The organism is Alistipes sp., from assembly GCF_020026455.1.
Lineage (GTDB): Bacteria > Bacteroidota > Bacteroidia > Bacteroidales > Rikenellaceae > Alistipes.
In genome coordinates this window covers 46,530-67,217 of sequence record NZ_JAHHQJ010000017.1, presented here as the reverse complement: position 1 = coordinate 67,217, position 20,688 = coordinate 46,530, and the positions used below count along the sequence as shown (strand labels likewise).

Below are 20,688 nucleotides of genomic sequence, written 5' to 3'. Positions count from 1 at the left end.
GCTGTACCTGTCGCATCTGCCGCCGCATCCGCTGTACCCGCCGCATCCGCTACATTGCCGTCCGCTTCTGGCTCCGCGGCCCGGCCTGCAACTGGTGCCTCCCCTTCGGTCAGTTGACCACCACCGTCGGGAAATACTCGCGCAGCAGCGATGCGGCGCGGTCGAGTTGTTCGGAGGTGTTCTCCTTCACATCGCGGAGTTTGTATTCCAGCCCCATCGCTTCGTACTTGTGCACCCCGAGGGTATGGTAGGGGAGCAGCTCGACCCGCTCTATCGACCCGTAGCCGCCGAGCCGCTCGCCCAACGTGCGGATGTCGGCCTCGGCGTCGCTGTACCCCGGGACAAGCACGTAGCGCAGCCAGAAGGGTTTGCCGTGGGCCTCGAGCCAGGCGGCCGTGCGGAGCGTCTGGCTGTTTTCGCGCCCGGTGAGGACGCGGTGGCGTTCGGGATTGGCCTGCTTCACGTCGAGCAGCACCAGGTCGACCAGTCCCAGCAGCTCTTCGACGGCCGGGTTCCACACCCCGCCGTTCGTGTCGATGCAGACATGGATGCCTGCCTCCTTCAGTGCCTTGACGAGCGGAACGAGTTCCGCGGCCTGAAAGGAGGGTTCGCCGCCCGAGAAGGTCACGCCCCCGCGGCGCCCGAAGAAGGGTTTCTGGTCGACGGCCATGCGCAGAATCTCCGCCGGGTCGGTTAATGTGCCCTTTCCGGCCTCGATCGTGTCGGGATTGGCGCAGTAGAGGCAGCGGAAATTGCAGCCCTGGAGGAAAACGACGAGCCGGATTCCCGGCCCGTCGAATGTCCCCATGGATTCGTAGGAATGTACATGAATCATGGTTGTTCCTTTTGTTTCTGTATTGTGTTGCGGATGGGGCCGGGTCACCGACAGGATTTGTCGTGCGACACCGGCCCTCGTCCGAAAGTCAGCTTTTCGGGCTGCTACATTCTTTCATGGAAACTGCGGCTGATGACCTCGAGCTGGTGTTCGCGGCTCAGCTTGATGAAGTTCACGGCGTAGCCCGAGACGCGGATCGTCAGCTGCGGATATTTCTCGGGGTGCTCCATGGCGTCTTCGAGCATCTCGCGGTTCAGCACGTTGACATTCAGGTGGTGTGCTCCCTTGGTGAAGTATCCGTCGAGCATCGTCACCAGGTTCTCAGTGCGCTCCTCGGCCGTCGGGCCGAGCGACTTGGGCACGATCGAGAAGGTGTTCGAAATACCGTCCTGCGAGTCGCGGTAGCGCATCTTGGCCACCGAGGTGAGCGAGGCGATGGCGCCGCTCTTGTCGCGGCCGTGCATCGGGTTGGCTCCCGGGGCGAAGGCCACTCCCTTGAGGCGTCCGTCGGGCGTCGCGCCGGTTTTCTTGCCGTACATCACGTTCGAGGTGATGGTCAGCAGCGACAGCGTCGGGCGGGCGTTCTTGTAGACGGGCAACTTCTTCAGCTCCTCGTTGAAGTAGTAGACGAGGTCTACACCCAGGTGGTCGACGCGGTCGTCGTTGTTGCCGTAGCAGGGGAATTCACCCTCGATGTCGAAGGCCTCGGTGAGTCCTTCGGCGTTGCGGCGGGGCGTCACGCGGGCGTATTTGATGGCCGAGAGCGAGTCGAGCGCGATCGAAAGTCCGGCCACGCCATAGGCGAGGTTGATGCGGGGATCGGTGTCGATGAACGCCATCTGGGCCTTCTCGTAGTAGTACTTGTCGTGCATGTAGTGGATGATGTTCATGGCCTCGTTGTAGATGCGGGCGATCTCCTTGAGCACCATCTTGTAGTTGCGCATCACCTCCTCGAAGAGCAGGGGTCCTTCCGACAGGGGAGGAATGCCCTTGATCATCAGCGTGCCGGTATTCTCGCAGCGGCCGCAGTTGATGGCCAGCAGCAGGGCCTTGGCCAGATTGGTGCGGGCTCCGAAGAACTGGATCTGGCGGCCGATCTCCTGGAACGAGACGCAGCAGGCGATGCCGTAGTCGTCCGAGTGGCGCACTTCGCGCATCAGGTCGTCGTTCTCATACTGGATCGAGCTGGTGTCGGCCGATACCTTGGCGCAGAACTCCTTGAATCCCTGCGGCAGCTCGGGGCTCCAGAGGATCGTGAGGTTCGGCTCGGGCGAAGGACCGAGGTTGTAGAGCGTCTGCAGGAATCGGAACGAGGTCTTCGTCACCTTCGTGCGGCCGTCGTTGAAGCGTCCGCCGATGGCCTCGGTCACCCACGTGGGGTCGCCGGCGAAGATGTCGTTGTAGGACTGCATGCGCAGGTGGCGCACCATGCGCAGCTTGATGACAAACTGGTCGATCAGCTCCTGGGCGAACGACTCGTCGATCTTCCCGTGTGCGAGGTCGTATTCGATGAAGATGTCGAGGAACGAGGAAACGTTACCCAGCGACATGGCGGCTCCGTCCTGCTCCTTGACGGCGGCCAGATAGGCCATGTAGACCCACTGCACGGCCTCCTGGGCCGAATGTGCCGGGCGGCTGAGGTCCAGTCCGTAGTATTCGCCCATCGTGCGGATGTCCTTCAGGGCCTTGATCTGCTCGGCGACCTCTTCGCGCAGGCGGATGCGGGCTTCGGTCATCGGGCCGGTGAGGTTGTGGAGGTCCTCCTGCTTGGCCTCGATCAGCCGGTCGATGCCATAGAGAGCCAGACGGCGGTAGTCGCCGATGATGCGGCCGCGGGCGTAGTTGTCGGGGAGTCCGGTCAGGAATCCCAGCGAGCGGAACGAGCGGATCTCCTCGGTGTAGACGTCGAACACGCCGTCGTTGTGGGTTTTGCGGTAGTGGGTGAAGATGTCCTTCACCTTCTCGTCGACCTCCACGCCGTTCTCCTTGCAGGCACGCGATACGACGTTGATGCCTCCGAAGGGTTTGATGGCGCGCTTGAGCAACTCGTCGGTCTGCAGACCGACGATCAGTTCGTTTTCGCGGTCGATGTATCCGGCCTTGTGCGAGGTGACGGTCGAAACGGTCTTGTTGTCCAGTTTGCGGACTCCGTTATGCTGACGCTCCTCTTCGAGGGCCTTGAGGCAGAGGCTCCAGATATGCTTCGTGCGCTCGGTCGGTCCTGCGAGGAACGAAGCGTCGCCCAGGTAGGGCGTGATGTTTGTTTGGACGAAGCTCGTCACATTGATCTCTTTGCTCCAAAGCCCGTCGATGAAGGTTTTGTTCAGTTCCATAGTTAATATTGTTCGTTTTGCGATTATAATTGTCCTATTTCGGATAGCAAAGATACGTTATTTTTTTCACATCGGCCAAAGGGTGGTTGTAATTTCATATAAAAATTAAAAAAATACCTACGATCAGGTATTGACACGGCCTTTCGGAATGAGGATTTGTTACAGGGGGGGAGGCGTTGCTGTATTTTTGGCCCTTCTTTTGCAGGGTCGGAGGTGGATCAATACGAAAGACGATGAAAAAATTTTGGCTTGTCCTGCTGGGAGCGGGGCTTTTTGCGATGGCGGCATTTGCCGACGGTGACGTTCCGGTTCGCATGCACGAACTGCCCGATGCGGCGAAGACGATGGTGAAGACCTATTTCCACGACATCGAGGTGGTTTCGGTCACGATGGATCAGGGCATGGTTCCGAGCTATGAGGTGAAGCTGGCCGACGGCACGAAGATCGACTTCGACGCCCGCGGCGAGTGGACCGATGTCGAGCGTCCGGGCGGAGTCGTGCCCGACGGACTGATTCCGCAGCCGATTCTGAAATTCGTGGCTGCGAACTATCCGGGGCAGCATGTCCGGGGGATCGAACGCGACGGCCGCAACCACGAGATCACCCTCGACAACGGTCTGGAACTGAAATTCGACCGCAGATTCCGGCTGATCGACACGGATCGCTGATGCCTGGTGCGGCGGACTGCGGCCCGGGGATTTGCGTTGCGCATCCGGTCCCCGGGTCCCGCCGCTTGGCGGAGGATCGGATGCCGGGCGTTGGGCGGAGCCGGGGCTTCCTGCCGCCCTCCGCAGAGCGGTGTTTTGGCGGGATCCGACGGGTTGGCGCCGGGGACTTCGGATCGGTGCCGGGCGCCGGTCCCTTCTGCATTCGGTAAAATTATGTACCTTTGCGGCGTAAAATCCCGATGACAATGGAAGAACTCACCCTTACGACCCCCGCCCTGCTGTTTTCGGCCGTGTCGCTGATTCTGCTGGCCTACACCAACCGTTTTCTCTCCTATGCGCAGTTGGTGCGCACGCTCAAGGAGCAGCATTTGCAGTATCCCTCGAAGGTGACGCGGGCTCAGATCGACAACCTCCGCCGGCGGCTCCACCTCACGCGTACGATGCAGCTGCTGGGCGTCACGAGTCTGTTTCTGTGTGTGGTGACGATGTTCCTGATCTATGTGGGGCTGATTCTGCTGTCGGCTTACATGTTCGGGGTGGCGTTGCTGCTGCTGGTCGGCTCGCTGGGCGTTTCGATCTGGGAGATTCAGATCTCGGTCCGGGCGCTGGAGATTCACCTCAAGGATATGGAAAACCCGCTTGGGAAGCGGGGTTTGAAGTAATCGTTCGGGTGTGTCCGGGTCTCCCTTTTTCGGGGGGGGAGCGGCCGACGTCCTGTGACAAAACACGGAGATGCCGCGACATCCCGTCACTGCATCTCCCACTAACCTACTTATATAACCTAAAACCAACTTGTGAATCCGGATCCCCGGTTTTCACATGACAAAGATACGGGTCCGTCGTTTCAGCGAAATGACGGACCCGTTGTGTTTCTGTTACACGATGTTTTTTTGCCCCTTCACATCAGAGATGGGTTTGGGTGGTTTGGGCGGATGACGGTGTTGCGACGCTGTTCTTCGCCTGCAGGAAATACTGCTGCGATTTGAGCAGGTTGCGCGACTGGAGCATCATCGTCTTCGTCTCGTTGAGGATCGTGAGGTAGAGTACCCCGGCGCGGGTGCTGCCCGAGGGGGTGTCGTTGATGCGTCGCAGCTGGCTCTTGATCGCCTCGACGATCGTGTCGAAGAGCTTGTCGCGCATTTCGAGCACCAGATCGAGATCCGCAAACTCCTTCGTTGCCAGCATGCCGTTGATCTTGTCGAAAATCGCCTCCACCTGATCGTTCACACGCATCAGGTCGACGATCTGTTCCTTCGACATGCCCTCGTGGTTGTTGTCGATGTGTTCGAATGCCGGGCGGGTGATGTGGATCAGGGCCTTGGTCACCTCCGAAAGGTAGTCGGTGACCTGCACGTAGAAGTGCCCCGTGTCGATGTCGCACTGCTGCAGTCGGCGCAGCGTCGGCATGACGTTGTATTTGCGGCTGCGGGCCTCCTCGAACAGGTGGTTCGAGTCGCGGACCATCTCTTTGAGCACCTTGCGGTTCTCCTTGAAGACAGCCACCAGCGTGCGGTTGTAGATGTGGGTGACCTCCTGCATGGTCGTGCAGACCTCGCCGATGCAGGCGCACAATACTTCGTCGGGGGTCTCGGCCGTTTCGAGCGGCAGCAGGGCCTTTTCGGCCTCCTCTTTCAGTGCGGGCGTCTTGAGGTGGCTGCGGATGAGCAGCCAGACGCAGAGTGCCGTGAGGGCTGCCACGGCGATCCATCCGCCCCACAGCAGCAGGGCCGTCACAGCCAGGGCGATCAGGAATCCTCCGAGAGCCGTGATGAACCAGCCCGAGATGACGGCCATCACGCCCGTGATGCGGTAGACGGCGCTTTCACGGCCCCATGAGCGGTCGGCGAGCGACGATCCCATGGCCACCATGAAGACCACATAGGTCGTCGACAGCGGCAGTTTGTAGGAGGTGGCGATGGCGATCAGGATCGACGCGGCGGTGAGGTTCACCACGGCGCGGATCATGTCGTAGGGGGCCGACGAGCGCTCCTCGGCAGGTAGGGGCTCGAAACGCCGGTCGATGGCCTTCTGCACCCGTTCCGGGATCAGTCCGCTCCACATCGTATTCATCACCAGCGTCGCGCGCACCAGACTGCGCGAAACGAGCGTCGAGCCGAAGCGCTCGTCGCCTTCGTGCTGCGAGGCGAGCGACAGCTCGGTTTCGGTGACGTGCTGCGATTTTTTCGAGAAGAAAAGCGTCAGTACCATGATGATTCCCGACAGGCCCAGCAGCAGGAAGTTCGCGCGGGCGGGAGCTTCGAGTGCCCCCATCATCATCGTTTCGCTGCCGGCTTCTCCGGCGATGCGCCAGGCGTCGTATCCGGCCAGCGGCACACCGATGAAGTTCACCAGGTCGTTGCCGGCAAAGGCCAGCGCCAGCGAGAAGGTTCCCGACAGGATCGTGATGCGCATGATGTTGAGCCGCATGCGCTGGAAGATGTAGAGGATGAGCGACGCTGCGATCCAGAAGGCGAAGAGCGTCACGAGGACATGGTCCCCGACGTATGCCGAGATGGAGGTCGGAATCAGCCCCGAGCTCTTCAAACCCTTGAACAGCGCGAAGTAGAGGATTCCGGCCAGCGAGATGCCGCACCATACGGCGCCCCAGCGGCGGAAGACGGCGGCGTAGCGGAACGAGAAGATCAGACGCGAGATGTACATGAAAAGCGTTCCGGTCACGAAGGCCAGTGCCACCGACAGGAGGATTGCCGCGATGATGACCATGGCTTTGCCCGTGTTGATGAACTGCGAGAGGTCCTGCAGGGAGGTTCCCGGGTCACCGGCGATGCGGAACAGGGCTGCGGCGACGGCAGCGCCCAGCAGGCCGAAGACCATCGACACGGTGGTCGAGGTGGGCAGTCCCAGCGTGTTGTAGAGGTCTAGCAGCAGCACGTTGCCGAGCATCATGCCCAGAAACAGCATCATGATCTCTAGGAAGGAGAACTGTCCGGGGTAGAAGACGCCGCTGCGGGCGACCTCCATCATGCCGCTCGAGGTGAGCGTGCCGACGAGGATTCCGGCGGCTGCGACCCAGAGGATCACGCGGCGCGGAGCGACTTTCGAGCCGAGGGCCGAGTTGAGGAAGTTGACGGCGTCGTTCGCGACGCCCACGACGATGCCCATCACGGCCAGCAGGGCCAGGATGATGACGATTGCGGTGAATAGCGGGGACATAAAATCTGGTCTTGTTTTTTAGGCGATCCTCTACTTCGGTGCACCGGTGTCGCCGATTGCCGCTTCTGCCGTTTGCGGCGTCTTTGCCGGCCTGGTCCCGCTTTTTTTTGGGCGGAAGGCGCCTGCTTTCCGGGCGGACCGTGCGATGAAGTATCCGATCTCGGTTTTTACCGTTGCAAAGGTCCGAAACGGATGTTACAAAGTCGTTACAAGAATGTTTCGACCGGGTGAAAATAACTGAATGACGGCAAAATGGAGTGAGAGTCCGGCCGGGTGCCTGAAGCCTGTACTCCGGCGACGGCTCGGATCGGAACCGGACTGCGGCGAAGCCCTCAATCGGAATTTTGCGGCGGCGGGAGCCCTCAATCGACATCTGGTTGCGGCGACGGCTCGGATCGGAACCGGGCTGCGGGGGTGTATCCGGCAGGTCCGGCGGCGGCTCGGCTCAGCTGTGCTTCTTCAGCGTGAAGACGAACTCCAGCCCGCCGCGTTCGCGCTCGCGGGCTGTGATCGTTCCGCCGTGGATCTTGATGGCATTTTTGACGATCGCCAGTCCCAGCCCTGTGCCGCCCTGTTTGCGCGATCGGCCCTTGTCGATGCGGTAGAATCGCTCGAAGATGTGCGGCAGGTGCTCCGGGCTGATGCCGATGCCGTTGTCGGCGAACGAGATCGTACACTCTTCGTCGTTGTCGCCGAGCAGGCGGATGAAGATGTCGCGCCCGCCGGAATAGGCCGCGGCGTTGTCGGCGAGGTTGCGGAATATCGAAGCCAGCAGCGAGGGGCTGCCGACGATTTCGACCTGCTGCGGGAAGTCGATGTTCATCCGCAGCCGCTGGTCGGCGGGTTTCAGTTCCATGTCGGCCGAGACCTCGGCGATCAGTTCGTTCAGCACGACGCGCTCCTTTTGGATCAGTTGGCTCGCCTCGTCCATGCGCGTGATGGTCGAGATGTCGGCCAGCAGGTGCCGCAGACGCTCGGTCTGCGCGATGCTTTTTTCGAGGAAGTCGGTGCGTTTGCGCGCATCGAGCGACGGGTTGGCCAGCAGCGTCTCCAGATAGCCCTGAATCGCCGCCACGGGGGTCTTCAGCTCGTGGTTGATGTTGTTGGTGAGCTGTTTCTTGATGCGTATTTTCTCCTGTTCCTCGTGCAGGGCGAGGGCGTGTTCGCGATCGCGGTCGGCGGTTGTTTTCTGCAGACGGGCGTAGAGGCTGATGATGTGGCTCGATATTTCGCCCAGTTCGTCGTGGGGAAATCCCGGGAGGTTGTCGATGCGCTCGCCCCGCTCGGCCCGTTCGGCGAATTCGTTCAGCCGGATGATGTTCTGACCCAGACGGCGTGTGGCGAAATACCCTGCCACGCTCATCAGCAGCGTCACACCGAGCATGAGCCAGAGGAATTTGCGGTCGGCGGCCAGTATTTCGCTCAACGGCAGGGAATAGGGCACGGCCGATCGGACGATGCAGTTGTCGCCGCGCATGGCCGAGTAGAAATAGTTGCGGTCGGTGCTTTCGGAGTGGCGGCGGATGGTGTATCCCGTCCCGTGGTTCAGCGCTTCGGCAACCTCGGGCCGGTTGAGGTGGTTCGCATGGGGCAGCGTGTCGAGCGAATTGTCGAATACGACGTTTCCCGCCGGATCGATCAGCGTCATGCGCACGCCTTCGTAGGGGATTCCGGCGCTGGCGATGAAGGCCTCGGGCGGGGTGCCGGCATTCACGGCGTCGAGCATCCGCAGGTTGAAAAGTTGCAACTGTGCATTGAGACGTTCGGCCTTGAAATGCTTTTCGCGTCCGTACTGGAACAGGATGAAACATCCCACCAGGGTCCACGAAACGACGAGCAGCAGCAGGAAGAGCCTCCGGTGGTAGGACAGCTTATGCTTCAAAGCCGTAGCCATAGCCCAGACGCGTTACGATGTGTTCCCCGTAGGACCCGATTTTGCGGCGCAGGCGGGTGATGTTCACGTCGACCGTTCGGTCGAGGACGATCACCTCGTCGCTCCAAATGCGGCGCAGGATCTCCTCTCGGGAAAAGATCACGCCCCGGTTCGAGAGCAGCAGAGCGAGGATTTCGAACTCCTTCTTGGTGAGTTGCAGTTCCTTGCCGTCGAGCGAGCAGACCTTGCGGCGGAGGTCGATCTCCAGGCCCTCGAAGCGGATGCTTTCGGATTCGACGCGCGAGGCGGAGGTGCGGCGCAGGACGCTGCGCACGCGGGCCAGCACTTCGCGGACCGAAAAGGGTTTGGTGATGTAGTCGTCGGCTCCGATGTTCAGTCCGGCCACCGTGTCGTCCTCGGTGTCCTTCGCGGTGCAGAAGATCACGGGGACCCGGGCCGTTTCGGGATCGGCTTTCAGAATCTGAGCCATTCTGAATCCGCTCATGTCGCCCATCATGACGTCCAGCAGAATCAGCGAATAGCGTTCGGGATGCATCCGGAGGGCCTGTTCGGCGCTGTAGGCCACGTCGGCTTCGTAGCCCTCGACTTCGAGGTTGAATTGCAGGATTTCGCACAGCGACTCTTCATCGTCGACCACCAGGATTTTGTTTTTTGCCATAAGTGCGGGTTTGATTCCGCAACAAATTTACGCATCATTCATCGATGTTGCATGCCTTTGTCACGACATTTAACCGAAATGTAATATTTTTCCGGGCACTTTGGCTGCCGTGAGGCTCTCGGAGCCTTTGGCCGGCCGGCACCCACCGAAAGCCCCTCCCCGCTCGGGGTCGGGAGCCTTTCGTGTCGGGCGATGCGTGAAGCGCTATTTTCCGGGGATCTCCATCTGCTGGCGGATCGACTCCTCGTGAATGGCCTGCAGGACGGTGCGCATGAACTCGCGGTCCATGCCCATCTGTTCGGCCTGGTCGGCGCGGCGGGCCAGCAGCTCCTCGTAGCGCTGCGTTTGGAGGATGGGCATGTTGTGCTCCTTTTTGTATTGTCCGATGTCGCGCGAGACGCGCATGCGGCGTGTGAGGAGTTCGAGCAGCTGGTCGTCGATCCTGTCGATCTGCGAACGCAGTTCGGTGAGGCTCTCGGTGGTGATCGACTCGTCGCGGATCACCAGGTTGCGGATGATGTAGGCCAGAGCTTCGGGCGTCACCTGCTGGGCCTTGTCGCTCCAGGCGCAGTCGGGCGAGCAGTGGGCTTCGATGATCAGTCCGTCGAACCCGAGGTCCATGGCCTGCTGCGACAGCGGGGCGATCAGTTCGCGCTTGCCTCCGATGTGGCTCGGGTCGCAGAAGATCGGCAGGTTGGGGATGCGTCGGTGCAGCTCGATGGGTATGGCCCACATCGGGTGGTTGCGGTAGAGGCTCTTGTCGATCGACGTGAATCCGCGGTGGATGGCGCCGATGCGGCGGATGCCGGCGTTGTAGATGCGCTCGATGGCCCCGATCCACAGCTCGAGGTCGGGGCTGACGGGGTTTTTCACCAGCACCGGGACGTCCGCTCCGCGCAGGGCGTCGGCCACCTCCTGCATGGCAAAGGGGTTGGCCGCCGTGCGGGCGCCGATCCACAGCAGGTCGACGCCGCCCTTCAGTGCCGCGGCGACATGCTCCCGGGTGGCCACTTCGGTGGCGGTGTACATGCCCGTTTCGCGCTTCACGCGCTGAAGCCAGGCGATGCCGGTCTCTCCGACGCCTTCGAACCCGCCGGGCTTGGTGCGGGGCTTCCAGAGTCCGGCGCGGCAGATGCGGATGCCTTCGGCCGTCAGCGAGCGGGCCGTGTCGAGGACCTGCTCTTCGGTTTCGGCACTGCACGGGCCTGCGATTACCAGCGGCCGCCGGGGATCGATTCCCGGCAGGGTGATGGGTTGGATGTCGTTCATGATAGCTCTGTTTTTTATTTGTTTTTCAGTTTCGTTTTCTTTTTCGGCCGCTTGCGGTGCGCGATGGTGCGGGTTCAGGGCACGGGGTTGGGACATTGGGCGTATTCGCCCAGAATGCGAAAGTCGCTGGTGAAGGGCCGTGCGGCGTCGATGGCCTGGCGGTAACGCATCGGGTCGTCGAACGTCACGTCGACGTAGAAGCGGTATTCCCACTCGCGCCCGATGATGGGCAGCGACTGTATCCTGGTGAGGTTGATGTCATGGAACGCGAACAGGGCGAGCACTTTGGAGAGACTCCCCCGGGTGTGCGGAAGGCTGAAGAGCAGCGAGGCCTTGTCGGCGTGCCCGGGGTCGGTGAATTCCGCGGCGCGGCGCTCGTCGGCAAGCAGGAGAAAGCGGGTGAAGTTGTGCCGGTTGGTCTCGATGCCCTGCCGGAGGATTTCGAGCCCGTAGAGACGCGCTGCATCGGTGCCGCAGATGGCCGCCGTGCCTGCGAGCCGCCCCTCGGCGATTTCGCGGGCGCTTCCTGCGGTGTCGTCCCTTTCGACGATCTTCACCCCGGGACGTGTTTTCAGAAAATCGCCGCACTGCATCAGGGCGATCGGATGCGATCGGATTTCGGCGATGTCGTCGGGAGCCTGCCCGGGGAGGGCCGCCAGAACATGCGCGATGCGGAGCTTCTGTTCGCCGATGATCTGGGTGCGGCTCTGCCGCAGGAACTCGTGGTTGGGCAGCAGGCTGCCGGCAATGGTGTTTTCTATGGCCGCGATGCCCAGCAGTGCCGGATCGGCGGCCATGCGGGCGAACACCTCGTCGAAACTCGGGCAGGGCAGCACCTCTATTTCCCGATCTGCGAAATAGATGCGTGCCGCCGTTTCGTGATAGCATCCTGCGATGCCCTGTATTGCGATTTGCTCCATAGCTGGGTTGAAAAAGAAAATCCCGCTCGGCTGAGCGGGATTTTCGTGTCATATTCATCGATACCGTATCCGGTTAATTGCATGCGATCCCGCTTTTTCTCTGATCAAAGAAAAAGTAATAGGAATAGTATGCGAAACCGTATGTTCTCATCGTCCGATGGTTTTTATTAGTGACAAATGTAGCCAAATAATCCGTAAAACCAAAGTCTGCGGTCTTTTTTTTGCGAAAAATCACTCCTTGCTGTGCCGGAAGCGCTTGCGCAGCTGCTTGCGGCGTCCGAATGCCAAGCGGAAGAAGGTTCCGCGCAGCAGCGTGTCGTCGACATTCCATCGGCGTGTTTCGGCGTAGCGGTTGAGGATGTAGAGGAATGCCACGGCGGGGCAGGACAACCGCCGGAGGTTGATCATGCAGGTCCGGGAGGAGAGGGGCTGCTTTTCGAAGTGCATGCGGTTGGTGTCGATCAGCTGGAAGCGGTAGAGGCCTTCGGGTGAGCGGTCCCAGAGGATGTTGCCGTGGTTGAAGTCCCGGTGCTCGATGCCTTTCTCGTGGAGGTGCACGGCGAAGCGGGCGAAGGCCTCCAGCACGGGGCGGGTTTCCGCCGCGGGGAAGAGTACGGTGGTCTGCGACAGCGGGGTGTATTCGGAGTAGTGCGAGACGTAGTAGCTGTCGCAGAGCAGCCCGTGGCGGCGGTATTCGCTCCACGCGACGGGTTCGGGCGACTCGACGCCCAGTTCCCGGAGCCGCATGGCGTGTTCGTACGAGCGGCGGGCCTTGCTCCGGCGGAAGAAGGTATAGATGATGGCCCGCAGCAGGTTCGGACGCTTGAACCGTTTGACGACTAGCCGTTCGCCCTTCACCGCGAAGGCTTTGATCGTGTTGCGTCCTGCGTGCAGAAGTTCGCCCTCTCGGTCGAAGAGTTTGGGCAGGTGTTCCGTGAAGTCCCGCAGGTGTTCCGAAGAGGTGTTGACGTGGATGTGCATTGCGGTGTTATTTTTATAACAAAGGTACGCATCCGCGCTGCAAGGTGTCAGTTCTATTTGCGTGTTAAGTTGTCCTGAAACGGAAAAGAGGGGTGTATTTCATCGGGAGACGCGTGCGGAATACCCCGCCCCGGAAGTCCGCGGCGGAGCCGGGCGGGAGTGCAAAAGGCTGGAGCCCCGCCCTTCATCCTCCCTTTTTGTCCGGGACATGCCGTGTCCGGATGCGGAGCGGTGTGGTGCCGCGCGCGTTGGAGGTCTGCTGCGGGCAAACGAAAAAAGGAGACCTGCAAAGGTCTCCTTTTCCGCTTTCCGAGCTGACACCGGGACTTGAACCCGGGACCTCTTCCTTACCAAGGAAGTGCTCTACCACTGAGCTATGTCAGCAACTTTCCTCTTTCGAGTGGTGCAAAAGTACATAAGAAAAATGAAAAGACCAAAAAAATGTACACTTTTCATAATTATTTTCTACCTTTACTACCAAATTATAACAAAAACCAGATGAAACGCATCTTAATAGTAGGCGCAGGAGGTCAGATTGGTTCCGAATTGACCGTTTATCTGCGCAGCATCTACGGCGGCTCGAATGTCGTCGCTACCGACATGCGCGAATGTCGGTCGTTGGCCGAGGACGGGCCTTTCGAAGTACTCAATGCGCTCGACGCAACGGCCATGGCCTCGGTCGTGGCCCGTTACCGCATCGACACGATCTTCAACCTCGTGGCCCTGCTGTCGGCCGTCGGCGAGCGCAATCCCCAGATGGCCTGGAGCGTCAACATGGGGGCGCTCAACAATTCGCTCGAAGTGGCGCGCCAGCACCACTGCGCCCTGTTCACGCCCTCGTCGATCGGAGCCTTCGGGCCCTCGTCGCCCAAGGACGGAACCCCGCAGGATACGATCATGCAGCCGACGACCATCTACGGCGTCTGCAAGGTCACGGGCGAGCTGCTGGGCAACTACTACCACCACAAATACGGGGTCGACACCCGTTCGGTGCGTTTCCCGGGTATCATCTCGAGCGTCACGCTGCCCGGCGGCGGTACGACCGACTACGCCGTGGAGATCTACTACGAGGCCATCCGGAGCGGCAAATTCACCTGCCCCGTTCCGTCGGACGTCTACATGGACATGATCTACATGCCCGACGCCCTGCGCGCCTGCGTCGAACTGATGGAGGCCGACCCCGCGAAACTGATCCACCGCAACAGCTTCAACCTCGCGTCGATGAGTTTCACGCCCGAGATCATCTGCGCCGAGATCAAAAAGCGCCTGCCCGACTTCGCGATGGACTACAACGTCGATCCCGTGAAGAAGGCGATCGCCGAGAGCTGGCCCAATTCGCTGGACGATACCTGCGCCCGAGAGGAGTGGGGCTGGCGTCCCGAATGGGATCTCTCGCGCATGACCGACGACATGCTGGCGCACATCCGCACGAAGCTGGGTGCGGAGTAGCTCCGGGTGCGGTGTCGATGAAACGGAGCGGCGATTTCGGCCGCTTCGCCCATTGAACGGCTTATGAAACGAATCGTTGGAATCGTCGTTGTCTGTGTACTGTCGCTTGCGGCCCTTGTCGCGGGCGGCAGTCTCTATATGCTCTCCTATTCGCTCCGGCCCGATGCGACGATGCGGGCCAAGAACGCTTCTTCTTATGAATATATGTATGGCGAATATCCGTTCCTGCGGCCGTGGGTCGACAGCCTGGAGCGTGCCGGGGCCTTGCGCGACACGGTGATCACGGGGAGCGAGGGCGAACGGCTGCATGCGCTCTATGTGGCGGCCCCCCGCCCGACGGACCGGACGGCGGTGATCGTCCACGGCTATACGGACAACGCCGTGCGGATGCTGATGATCGGCTACCTCTACAACCGCGACCTGGGCTTCAACATCCTGCTGCCGGACCTCCATTACCATGGCCGAAGCGAAGGGCGTGCCATCCGGATGGGATGGAAGGACCGCCTTGACGTGCTGCGGTGGATGGACCTTGCCAACGACATCTTCGGCGGCGACACCCGGATGGTGGTCCATGGGATTTCGATGGGCGCGGCGACGACCATGATGGTCTCGGGCGAGGAGCAGAAACCCTATGTGCGGTGTTTCGTCGAGGATTGCGGCTATACGAGCGTCCGGGACCAGTTTTCCAAAGAGCTCAAGGGGCGCTTCGGGCTTCCGGACTTTCTGCTGCTCGACGTTGCCGGCGGCTTGTGCGATTTGAAATATGGCTGGAATTTCCGCGAGGCCTCGGCCTTGGAGCAGGTCCGGAAGAGCCGGCTCCCGATGCTGTTCATTCACGGCGACGCCGACGACTACGTGCCGACGTGGATGGTCTACCCGCTCTACGAGGCCAAATCCGGCGACAAGGAACTGTGGGTGGTTCCGGGCGCGTCGCATGCCAATTCGTACCGCGACAATAGGGAGGAGTACACGCGCCGCGTCGGGGAGTTCGTCGGGAAATATGTGGGACCCGATCCGGACTGAAGTGAGCCGATGCCGCTGTGAAAACGCCTGAGCGGCCGTAGACGCATCCTTTTTGGCCGGATGCTGCCTGATTCCCATGCCGTTCCGCCGGGAATCTTCCGCCTCGGGTGCGGATTTGCCGGCCCGGCTCCACCTGTTGCCGAAGGTTTCGCCCGTTTGGCGTGAGGGGACGACGAGGCTGTCGGACAATAAAAAAACCGGAGGTCTTGCACCTCCGGTTTTTCGTTTGTCGGAAGGACTGCCCTTCCGGCGGGAATGTCTTACTCGGCTTTGCCGTCCGAACCGAGAACCTCCTTGATCTTGTGGATGTAGAGTTTCTTCATGTTGTCGCGGGCCGGACCCAGGTACTTGCGGGGGTCGAACTCGGCGGGTTTGGTGGCGAAGACCTCACGGATGGCGGCGGTCATGGCCAGACGCGAGTCGGAGTCGATGTTGATCTTGCAGACAGCGCTCTTGGCAGCCTGACGAAGCTCCTCCTCGGGAATACCTACGGCAGCCTTCAGTGCACCGCCATACTTGTTGATCGTCTCGACTTCCTCCTGGGGAACCGACGACGAACCGTGCAGTACGATGGGGAAGCCCGGGAGCTCCTTCTCGATGGCGGCCAGTACGTCGAAAGCCAGGGGGGGCGGAACCAGACGGCCCGTCTTGGGATCTACGGTGCACTGCTCGGGGGTGAACTTGTAAGCTCCGTGCGAGGTGCCGATCGAGATGGCCAGCGAGTCAACGCCCGTCTTGGTCACGAAGTCAACGACCTCTTCGGGTTTGGTGTAGTGGCTGACTTCGGAAGCTACCTCGTCCTCTACGCCGGCCAGTACGCCCAACTCGCCTTCTACCGTGACGTCGTGCTGGTGGGCATACTCCACGACCTTCTTCGTCAAGGCGACGTTCTCGTCGTAGGGGAGAGCCGAACCGTCGATCATCACCGACGAGAATCCCATGTCCACGCAGCTCTTGCACAGTTCGAACGAATCGCCGTGGTCGAGGTGCAGCACGATCTGGGGTTTCTCCCAGCCCAGTTCCTTGGCATACTCCACGGCTCCTTCGGCCATGTAGCGCAGCAGGGTCTGGTTGGCGTAGTTGCGCGCACCCTTCGATACCTGGAGGATGACGGGCGACTTGGTCTCGGCAGCAGCCAGGACGATAGCCTGGAGCTGCTCCATGTTGTTGAAGTTGAATGCCGGAACGGCGTAACCTCCTTTGATGGCCTTGGCGAACATCTCGCGCGTGTTCACCAGGCCCAGATCTTTGTACGATACCATAATATTGAAGTATTAGTGAATTTTGTGCTTTCAAAAACTGCACAAATTTACTAAAAAATCTAAATAACAGGCTTTTTTTGTGTAGAAAATAACAGACGAATCGGGAAATCGTTGTACAATCCGGATTGTTTTTTCTAAATTTGCAGGGATTTCCGGATGGGGCGCAACACACGACCGCATTTCCCGGTGCATTTTCCGGGCTCATGCGGCAAACCCTTCCCGGGAGCGGGTTTTCGGGCGCCCGGCCGGCCGGTGCGGGCGGAGGTGTCTGAAAACGGCTGCAGGCGGCGCAGGGGTGCCGGCCCGCGGCATACAGACTGGATGTAACATACAAACATTCTAAATATTATGGCAGATTTCATCTATCAGGAGCCGTTCCCCATGGGGGAAGACAAAACCAAGTACCGTCTTTTGACGAAGGAGTATGTGCAGGTCGTCGAGTGCGACGGACGCAAGATCCTCAAGGTCGATCCCAAGGGCCTCGAACTGCTTTCGAAGGAGGCTTATACCGATGTGTCCTACTTCCTGCGTGCCGCGCATCTCCAGAAGCTGCGCAACATCCTCGATGATTCCGAAGCCTCCGACAACGACAAGTTCGTGGCCTACACCATGCTGCTGAACCAGACGGTCGCAGCCGAAGGCGAGCTGCCCACCTGTCAGGACACCGGTACGGCCATCTGTATCGGCCACAAGGGCGAGGACGTCTACACGGGAGCCGACGACGCCGAGTGTATCGCTCGGGGCGTTTACGAGACCTATAAGGACTGCAACCTGCGCTATTCGCAGGTCGTACCCTTTACGATGACCGAGGAGAAGAACTCGGGGACGAACCTTCCCGCGCAGATCGACATCTACGGCGGCAAGCCCGGCATGGAGTACGAATTCCTCTTCATCACTAAGGGCGGCGGTTCGGCCAACAAGACCTTCCTCTACCAGCAGACCAAGGCGCTGCTGAACGAGGAGTCGCTCACGAAATTCATCCAGCAGCATATCTTCGACCTCGGCACGTCGGCCTGCCCGCCCTACCATCTGGCGATCTGCATCGGCGGCACGTCGGCCGAGATGTGTCTCTCGACGGTGAAGAAGGCTTCGGCCGGCTACCTCGACGAGCTGCCCACCTCGGGCAACGAGGGCGGCCGCTGCTTCCGCGATCTGGAATGGGAGGAGAAGGTGCTGAAGATCTGCCGCGAGAGCGGTGTCGGTGCCCAGTTCGGCGGCAAGTACCTCGTGCACGACGTGCGGGTGATCCGCGCTCCGCGCCATGCGGCTTCGTGCCCCGTGGCCATCGGCGTGAGCTGCTCGGCCGACCGCAACATCAGGGCCAAGATCACCCCGGAGGGCATTTTCCTTGAGGAGCTGGAGAAGAATCCCGCACGCTTCCTGCCTGCGGAGGCACCCTCGATGTCCCCGGCCGTGGATATCGACCTGGACGAGGGCATGGACAAGGTGCGCGCCATCCTCACGAAATACCCGATCAAGACGCGCCTGAATCTCCGCGGCACGCTGATCGTCGCCCGCGACATCGCCCACGCCCGCATCAAGCAGATGCTCGACGAAGGCAAGCCGATGCCCGAATACTTCAAGAAGCATCCGATCTACTACGCCGGTCCGGCCAAGACGCCGCAGGGCATGGCTTCGGGTTCGTTCGGCCCCACGACGGCCGGGCGCATGGATCCCTATGTGGATCTGTTCCAGTCGCAGGGCGGCTCGCTGGTGATGCTGGCCAAGGGCAACCGCTCGCAGCAGGTGACCGATGCCTGCCGCAACCACGGCGGTTTCTACCTCGGGTCGATCGGTGGTCCGGCTGCAATCCTGGCGAAGAACTCCATCAAGTCGGTCGAGGTCGTGGACTTCCCCGAACTGGGCATGGAGGCCGTGCGCAAGATCTATGTCGAGAACTTCCCGGCGTTCATCATCGTCGATGACAAGGGGAACGACTTTTTCGCCGAATTCAAGCACTAAAAACTGCGCTCGGATATACTAAAGGCTGCGGCTTTGCGTTGTAAAGACGTGCGCGGGATTTCGCCCGGTTGCCGTGCGGTCCGACACCCGGCGGACGGCCGGGGCGAAATCCGGTTGCGTCACGCCGGCTCCCTCCCCGGGGGCGTTTGAGACGCGACTTCCGAAGGGAGGCGTTTGAGACGCGGCTCCTCCGCCGGGTTGCCTGAATGTGGCTCCCGGAAGAGAGTCTGGTTGAGATGCCGGCCCCCCCCCTCCGAAGGCGTTCGAGACGCAAATTCCGGCAGAGGGGCGCAGGGGCGGGGCCGCATCCCGGTGGAGCGGGCCTTGTCGCCTGGTTCCGGCCCGTAACGGGGACGGATCCGGATGTACGGTGCGAATTGACAGACATATCGTTTCGTAATGAGAGACTTTGTTGCAAAAATATCCCTGACGGCACTTTTTGTGCTGACGATCTTCTCGGCATCCGCTGCCGGGAAGGTCACTTTTGAGGCCAACTCGCCGTTGCTGGTCGCCGTCGGCGAACCTTTCCGCGTGGAGTTCACGCTGAATGCCGAACCCGACGCCGATTCCTTCAAGGCGCCTTCGTTCGAGGGCTTCGACGTGATTGCCGGTCCGAGCGTGTCGACCGGCTCGTCGATCCAGTACATAAACGGCTCGATTTCCAAAAGCTTCAGCTACGGCATCACCTACGTCCTGCTGCCCCAGGCGGCGGGCAACGTGACGATCGGCGCTGCGGAGGCGAAGGTCGAAGGTACGCTCTACCGGACCAGACCGCTTCCGATCGAGATCGTGAACGAGGGCGATGCCTCCCGGGCGCGTCAGCAGTCCCAGGGGGCCGCCGGCGGTTCGGACGATGCGCAGGCCAGTGCGCAGGGACAGGTGGGCAAGGACGACATTCTGCTGCGGGCCGTGGTTTCGCGCTCGTCGGTGTATAAGAACGAGCCGCTGCACGTGGCTTTCAAACTCTATACGCGGGTTCCTTATGTCAACATCGTCCCCGAGTCGGCTCCGTCGTTCAACGGCTTCTGGTCGCAGGACCTCTCCGATCCCAATTCGGCCCGTGTGGGGCGCGAGACCTACGACGGGAAGGTCTACGAGACGCGCGTGCTGTACGACTACCTGCTCTATCCGCAGCAGGTCGGCTCGCTCACGATCGACCCCGTGGACATGACCGTCGTGGCGCAGGTCGTGGTGCAGAGCCGCAATGCCGATCCCTTCTTCGGGGGCGGCCGCGAGGTGTTCAACGTCCCGCGCAAGGTGCGGAGCCAGCGGGCCACGGTGACGGTCAAGCCGCTGCCGGCGGGAGCTCCTGCAAGTTTCAGCGGGGCCGTGGGTCGCTTCACGATGGACACCCAGCTTCCTTCGGAGCATATCGCTGCCAACTCGGGTGCGACCTTCACGGTGAAAATCTCCGGCACGGGCAACCTGACTTTCGTGCAGGCTCCCAAGCTGCCGCTTCCGACCTCGTTCGAGCAGTATAACGTCAAGACCACCGAGTCGATCAACACCTCGGCCATGGGTATCTCCGGCTACCGCCAGTTCGAATACCCCTTCATCGCCCGGGCCGCGGGGACCTACGACATCGACCCCATCGAGTTCACCTACTTCGACCCCCAGCGGATGCAGTACGTAACGCTTCGCTCGAAGCCGCTGACGCTCGAAATCACCCCCGATGCCCGCGGCGGAGACGACGCGGTGGTGATGCAGAGGCGCGGCATGTCGAAGGAGGAGGTGAAACTGCTGGGTCAGGACATCCGCTTCATCAAGTTGGGCGGGGCGCAGCTGCACTCCGAGCGTGTGCCGTTCTTCTTCAGCACGGCCTACTGGATCCTGCTTGTGGGAGTGCTGGTGCTTTTTGCGATGATCTATGTGGCGCTGCGCAAGCAGATCCGCGAGTCGCAGAACGTCGCCTTGGTGCGCGGCAAGCGGGCCAACAAGGTCGCCGTGCAGCGGTTCCGCGCCGCGAAACGCTATATGGAGGAGCAGAACCGGCATGCCTTCTATGAGGAGATGCTCCGCGCGCTGTGGGGCTACATGAGCGACAAGTTCAACATCCCGGTGGCCAACCTCACCAAGGAGAATGTCCGCGAGGAGCTGCACAAACGGGGCGTCTCGTCCGAGGAGTCGCAGCGTTTCACGGACATCATCACCCGGTGCGACGAGGCGCAGTATTCGCCCGTCGAGTCGGCCCGCATGAACGATGTCTATTCTGAGGGCGTGGACCTGATTTCGCGCATCGAATCGGTGATAAAACGATAGT

The 20,688-nt window shown here is 60.9% G+C and carries 15 protein-coding genes and 1 tRNA gene; 6 read left to right on the top strand and 10 right to left on the bottom strand.

Features of this window, described 5'->3' with window-relative positions; translation table 11 throughout:
• Positions 1-109: 109 nt before the first annotated feature.
• Together pflA and pflB are read right to left on the bottom strand one after the other, a co-directional pair.
• Positions 110-835 carry a pyruvate formate-lyase-activating protein gene (gene pflA / locus QZ460_RS09420; RefSeq protein ID WP_290541325.1) on the bottom strand — a complete coding sequence of 242 codons (726 nt, stop codon included), beginning with the start codon at positions 833-835 and terminating at the stop codon, positions 110-112.
• Between the two features lie 104 nt (positions 836-939).
• Entirely contained in the window at positions 940-3,168 is a 2,229-nt protein-coding gene (pflB, locus tag QZ460_RS09415; protein ID WP_290541324.1) for a formate C-acetyltransferase, read from the bottom strand.
• A gap of 233 nt (positions 3,169-3,401) precedes the next feature.
• Here pflB and QZ460_RS09410 point away from each other — a divergent pair, with 233 nt between their 5' ends.
• Both QZ460_RS09410 and QZ460_RS09405 read left to right on the top strand, forming a co-directional pair.
• Positions 3,402-3,836: a PepSY-like domain-containing protein gene (locus QZ460_RS09410; RefSeq protein WP_290541323.1), complete on the top strand. Its 435-nt coding sequence runs from the start codon at positions 3,402-3,404 to the stop codon at positions 3,834-3,836.
• Positions 3,837-4,081: 245 nt separating this feature from the next.
• Complete coding sequence (locus QZ460_RS09405) at positions 4,082-4,498, top strand: DUF2721 domain-containing protein (protein ID WP_290541322.1); 417 nt, start codon at positions 4,082-4,084, stop codon at positions 4,496-4,498.
• 241 nt (positions 4,499-4,739) lie between these two features.
• On the opposite strand, the gene QZ460_RS09400 is transcribed toward QZ460_RS09405, so the two are convergent.
• The 7 genes from QZ460_RS09400 to QZ460_RS09370 all read right to left on the bottom strand — a co-directional run bounded on the left by QZ460_RS09400 (position 4,740) and on the right by QZ460_RS09370 (position 13,116).
• Positions 4,740-7,010: an inorganic phosphate transporter gene (locus QZ460_RS09400; protein WP_290541321.1), complete on the bottom strand. Its 2,271-nt coding sequence runs from the start codon at positions 7,008-7,010 to the stop codon at positions 4,740-4,742.
• Between the two features lie 445 nt (positions 7,011-7,455).
• A complete protein-coding gene (locus tag QZ460_RS09395; RefSeq protein ID WP_290541320.1) occupies positions 7,456-8,904 on the bottom strand; it encodes a HAMP domain-containing sensor histidine kinase in 1,449 nt (482 codons plus the stop codon).
• Positions 8,882-9,562: a response regulator transcription factor gene (locus QZ460_RS09390; RefSeq protein ID WP_290541319.1), complete on the bottom strand. Its 681-nt coding sequence runs from the start codon at positions 9,560-9,562 to the stop codon at positions 8,882-8,884. The genes QZ460_RS09395 and QZ460_RS09390 overlap by 23 nt, the downstream gene beginning before the upstream one ends.
• Before the next feature lie 204 nt (positions 9,563-9,766).
• Positions 9,767-10,831: a bifunctional 3-deoxy-7-phosphoheptulonate synthase/chorismate mutase type II gene (locus QZ460_RS09385; protein WP_290541318.1), complete on the bottom strand. Its 1,065-nt coding sequence runs from the start codon at positions 10,829-10,831 to the stop codon at positions 9,767-9,769.
• A gap of 74 nt (positions 10,832-10,905) precedes the next feature.
• Positions 10,906-11,751 carry a prephenate dehydratase domain-containing protein gene (locus QZ460_RS09380; RefSeq protein WP_290541317.1) on the bottom strand — a complete coding sequence of 282 codons (846 nt, stop codon included), beginning with the start codon at positions 11,749-11,751 and terminating at the stop codon, positions 10,906-10,908.
• Positions 11,752-11,982: 231 nt separating this feature from the next.
• Positions 11,983-12,732 carry a lipopolysaccharide kinase InaA family protein gene (locus QZ460_RS09375; protein WP_290541316.1) on the bottom strand — a complete coding sequence of 250 codons (750 nt, stop codon included), beginning with the start codon at positions 12,730-12,732 and terminating at the stop codon, positions 11,983-11,985.
• A gap of 312 nt (positions 12,733-13,044) precedes the next feature.
• A tRNA-Thr gene (locus QZ460_RS09370) sits at positions 13,045-13,116 on the bottom strand.
• A gap of 114 nt (positions 13,117-13,230) precedes the next feature.
• Here QZ460_RS09370 and QZ460_RS09365 point away from each other — a divergent pair.
• Positions 13,231-14,181, top strand: a complete 951-nt coding sequence (locus QZ460_RS09365) for an NAD-dependent epimerase/dehydratase family protein (protein WP_290541315.1) — start codon at positions 13,231-13,233, stop codon at positions 14,179-14,181.
• A 63-nt stretch (positions 14,182-14,244) separates the two neighbouring features.
• On the top strand, positions 14,245-15,204 hold the full coding sequence (locus QZ460_RS09360) for an alpha/beta hydrolase (protein ID WP_290541314.1): 960 nt from the start codon (positions 14,245-14,247) through the stop codon (positions 15,202-15,204).
• Positions 15,205-15,464: 260 nt separating this feature from the next.
• Here QZ460_RS09360 and QZ460_RS09355 read toward each other — a convergent pair whose 3' ends face one another.
• On the bottom strand, positions 15,465-16,466 hold the full coding sequence (locus tag QZ460_RS09355) for a class II fructose-bisphosphate aldolase (RefSeq protein ID WP_290541313.1): 1,002 nt from the start codon (positions 16,464-16,466) through the stop codon (positions 15,465-15,467).
• A gap of 348 nt (positions 16,467-16,814) precedes the next feature.
• Between QZ460_RS09355 and QZ460_RS09350 the strand changes: the two genes are divergently transcribed.
• Both QZ460_RS09350 and QZ460_RS09345 read left to right on the top strand, forming a co-directional pair.
• The gene (locus tag QZ460_RS09350) at positions 16,815-18,428 is read left to right on the top strand and encodes a fumarate hydratase (RefSeq protein WP_290541312.1); all 1,614 of its coding nucleotides are present in this window, start codon (positions 16,815-16,817) and stop codon (positions 18,426-18,428) included.
• 399 nt (positions 18,429-18,827) lie between these two features.
• Positions 18,828-20,687: a BatD family protein gene (locus tag QZ460_RS09345; RefSeq protein WP_290541311.1), complete on the top strand. Its 1,860-nt coding sequence runs from the start codon at positions 18,828-18,830 to the stop codon at positions 20,685-20,687.
• Position 20,688: the final 1 nt, after the last annotated feature.

Coding starts and splice junctions, on each gene's coding strand:
- pflA (WP_290541325.1), bottom strand. CDS start 835: ATGATTCATGTACATTCCTACGAATCCATGGGGACATTCGACGGGCCG.
- pflB (WP_290541324.1), bottom strand. CDS start 3,168: ATGGAACTGAACAAAACCTTCATCGACGGGCTTTGGAGCAAAGAGATC.
- QZ460_RS09410 (WP_290541323.1), top strand. CDS start 3,402: ATGAAAAAATTTTGGCTTGTCCTGCTGGGAGCGGGGCTTTTTGCGATG.
- QZ460_RS09405 (WP_290541322.1), top strand. CDS start 4,082: ATGGAAGAACTCACCCTTACGACCCCCGCCCTGCTGTTTTCGGCCGTG.
- QZ460_RS09400 (WP_290541321.1), bottom strand. CDS start 7,010: ATGTCCCCGCTATTCACCGCAATCGTCATCATCCTGGCCCTGCTGGCC.
- QZ460_RS09395 (WP_290541320.1), bottom strand. CDS start 8,904: ATGGCTACGGCTTTGAAGCATAAGCTGTCCTACCACCGGAGGCTCTTC.
- QZ460_RS09390 (WP_290541319.1), bottom strand. CDS start 9,562: ATGGCAAAAAACAAAATCCTGGTGGTCGACGATGAAGAGTCGCTGTGC.
- QZ460_RS09385 (WP_290541318.1), bottom strand. CDS start 10,831: ATGAACGACATCCAACCCATCACCCTGCCGGGAATCGATCCCCGGCGG.
- QZ460_RS09380 (WP_290541317.1), bottom strand. CDS start 11,751: ATGGAGCAAATCGCAATACAGGGCATCGCAGGATGCTATCACGAAACG.
- QZ460_RS09375 (WP_290541316.1), bottom strand. CDS start 12,732: ATGCACATCCACGTCAACACCTCTTCGGAACACCTGCGGGACTTCACG.
- QZ460_RS09365 (WP_290541315.1), top strand. CDS start 13,231: ATGAAACGCATCTTAATAGTAGGCGCAGGAGGTCAGATTGGTTCCGAA.
- QZ460_RS09360 (WP_290541314.1), top strand. CDS start 14,245: ATGAAACGAATCGTTGGAATCGTCGTTGTCTGTGTACTGTCGCTTGCG.
- QZ460_RS09355 (WP_290541313.1), bottom strand. CDS start 16,466: ATGGTATCGTACAAAGATCTGGGCCTGGTGAACACGCGCGAGATGTTC.
- QZ460_RS09350 (WP_290541312.1), top strand. CDS start 16,815: ATGGCAGATTTCATCTATCAGGAGCCGTTCCCCATGGGGGAAGACAAA.
- QZ460_RS09345 (WP_290541311.1), top strand. CDS start 18,828: ATGAGAGACTTTGTTGCAAAAATATCCCTGACGGCACTTTTTGTGCTG.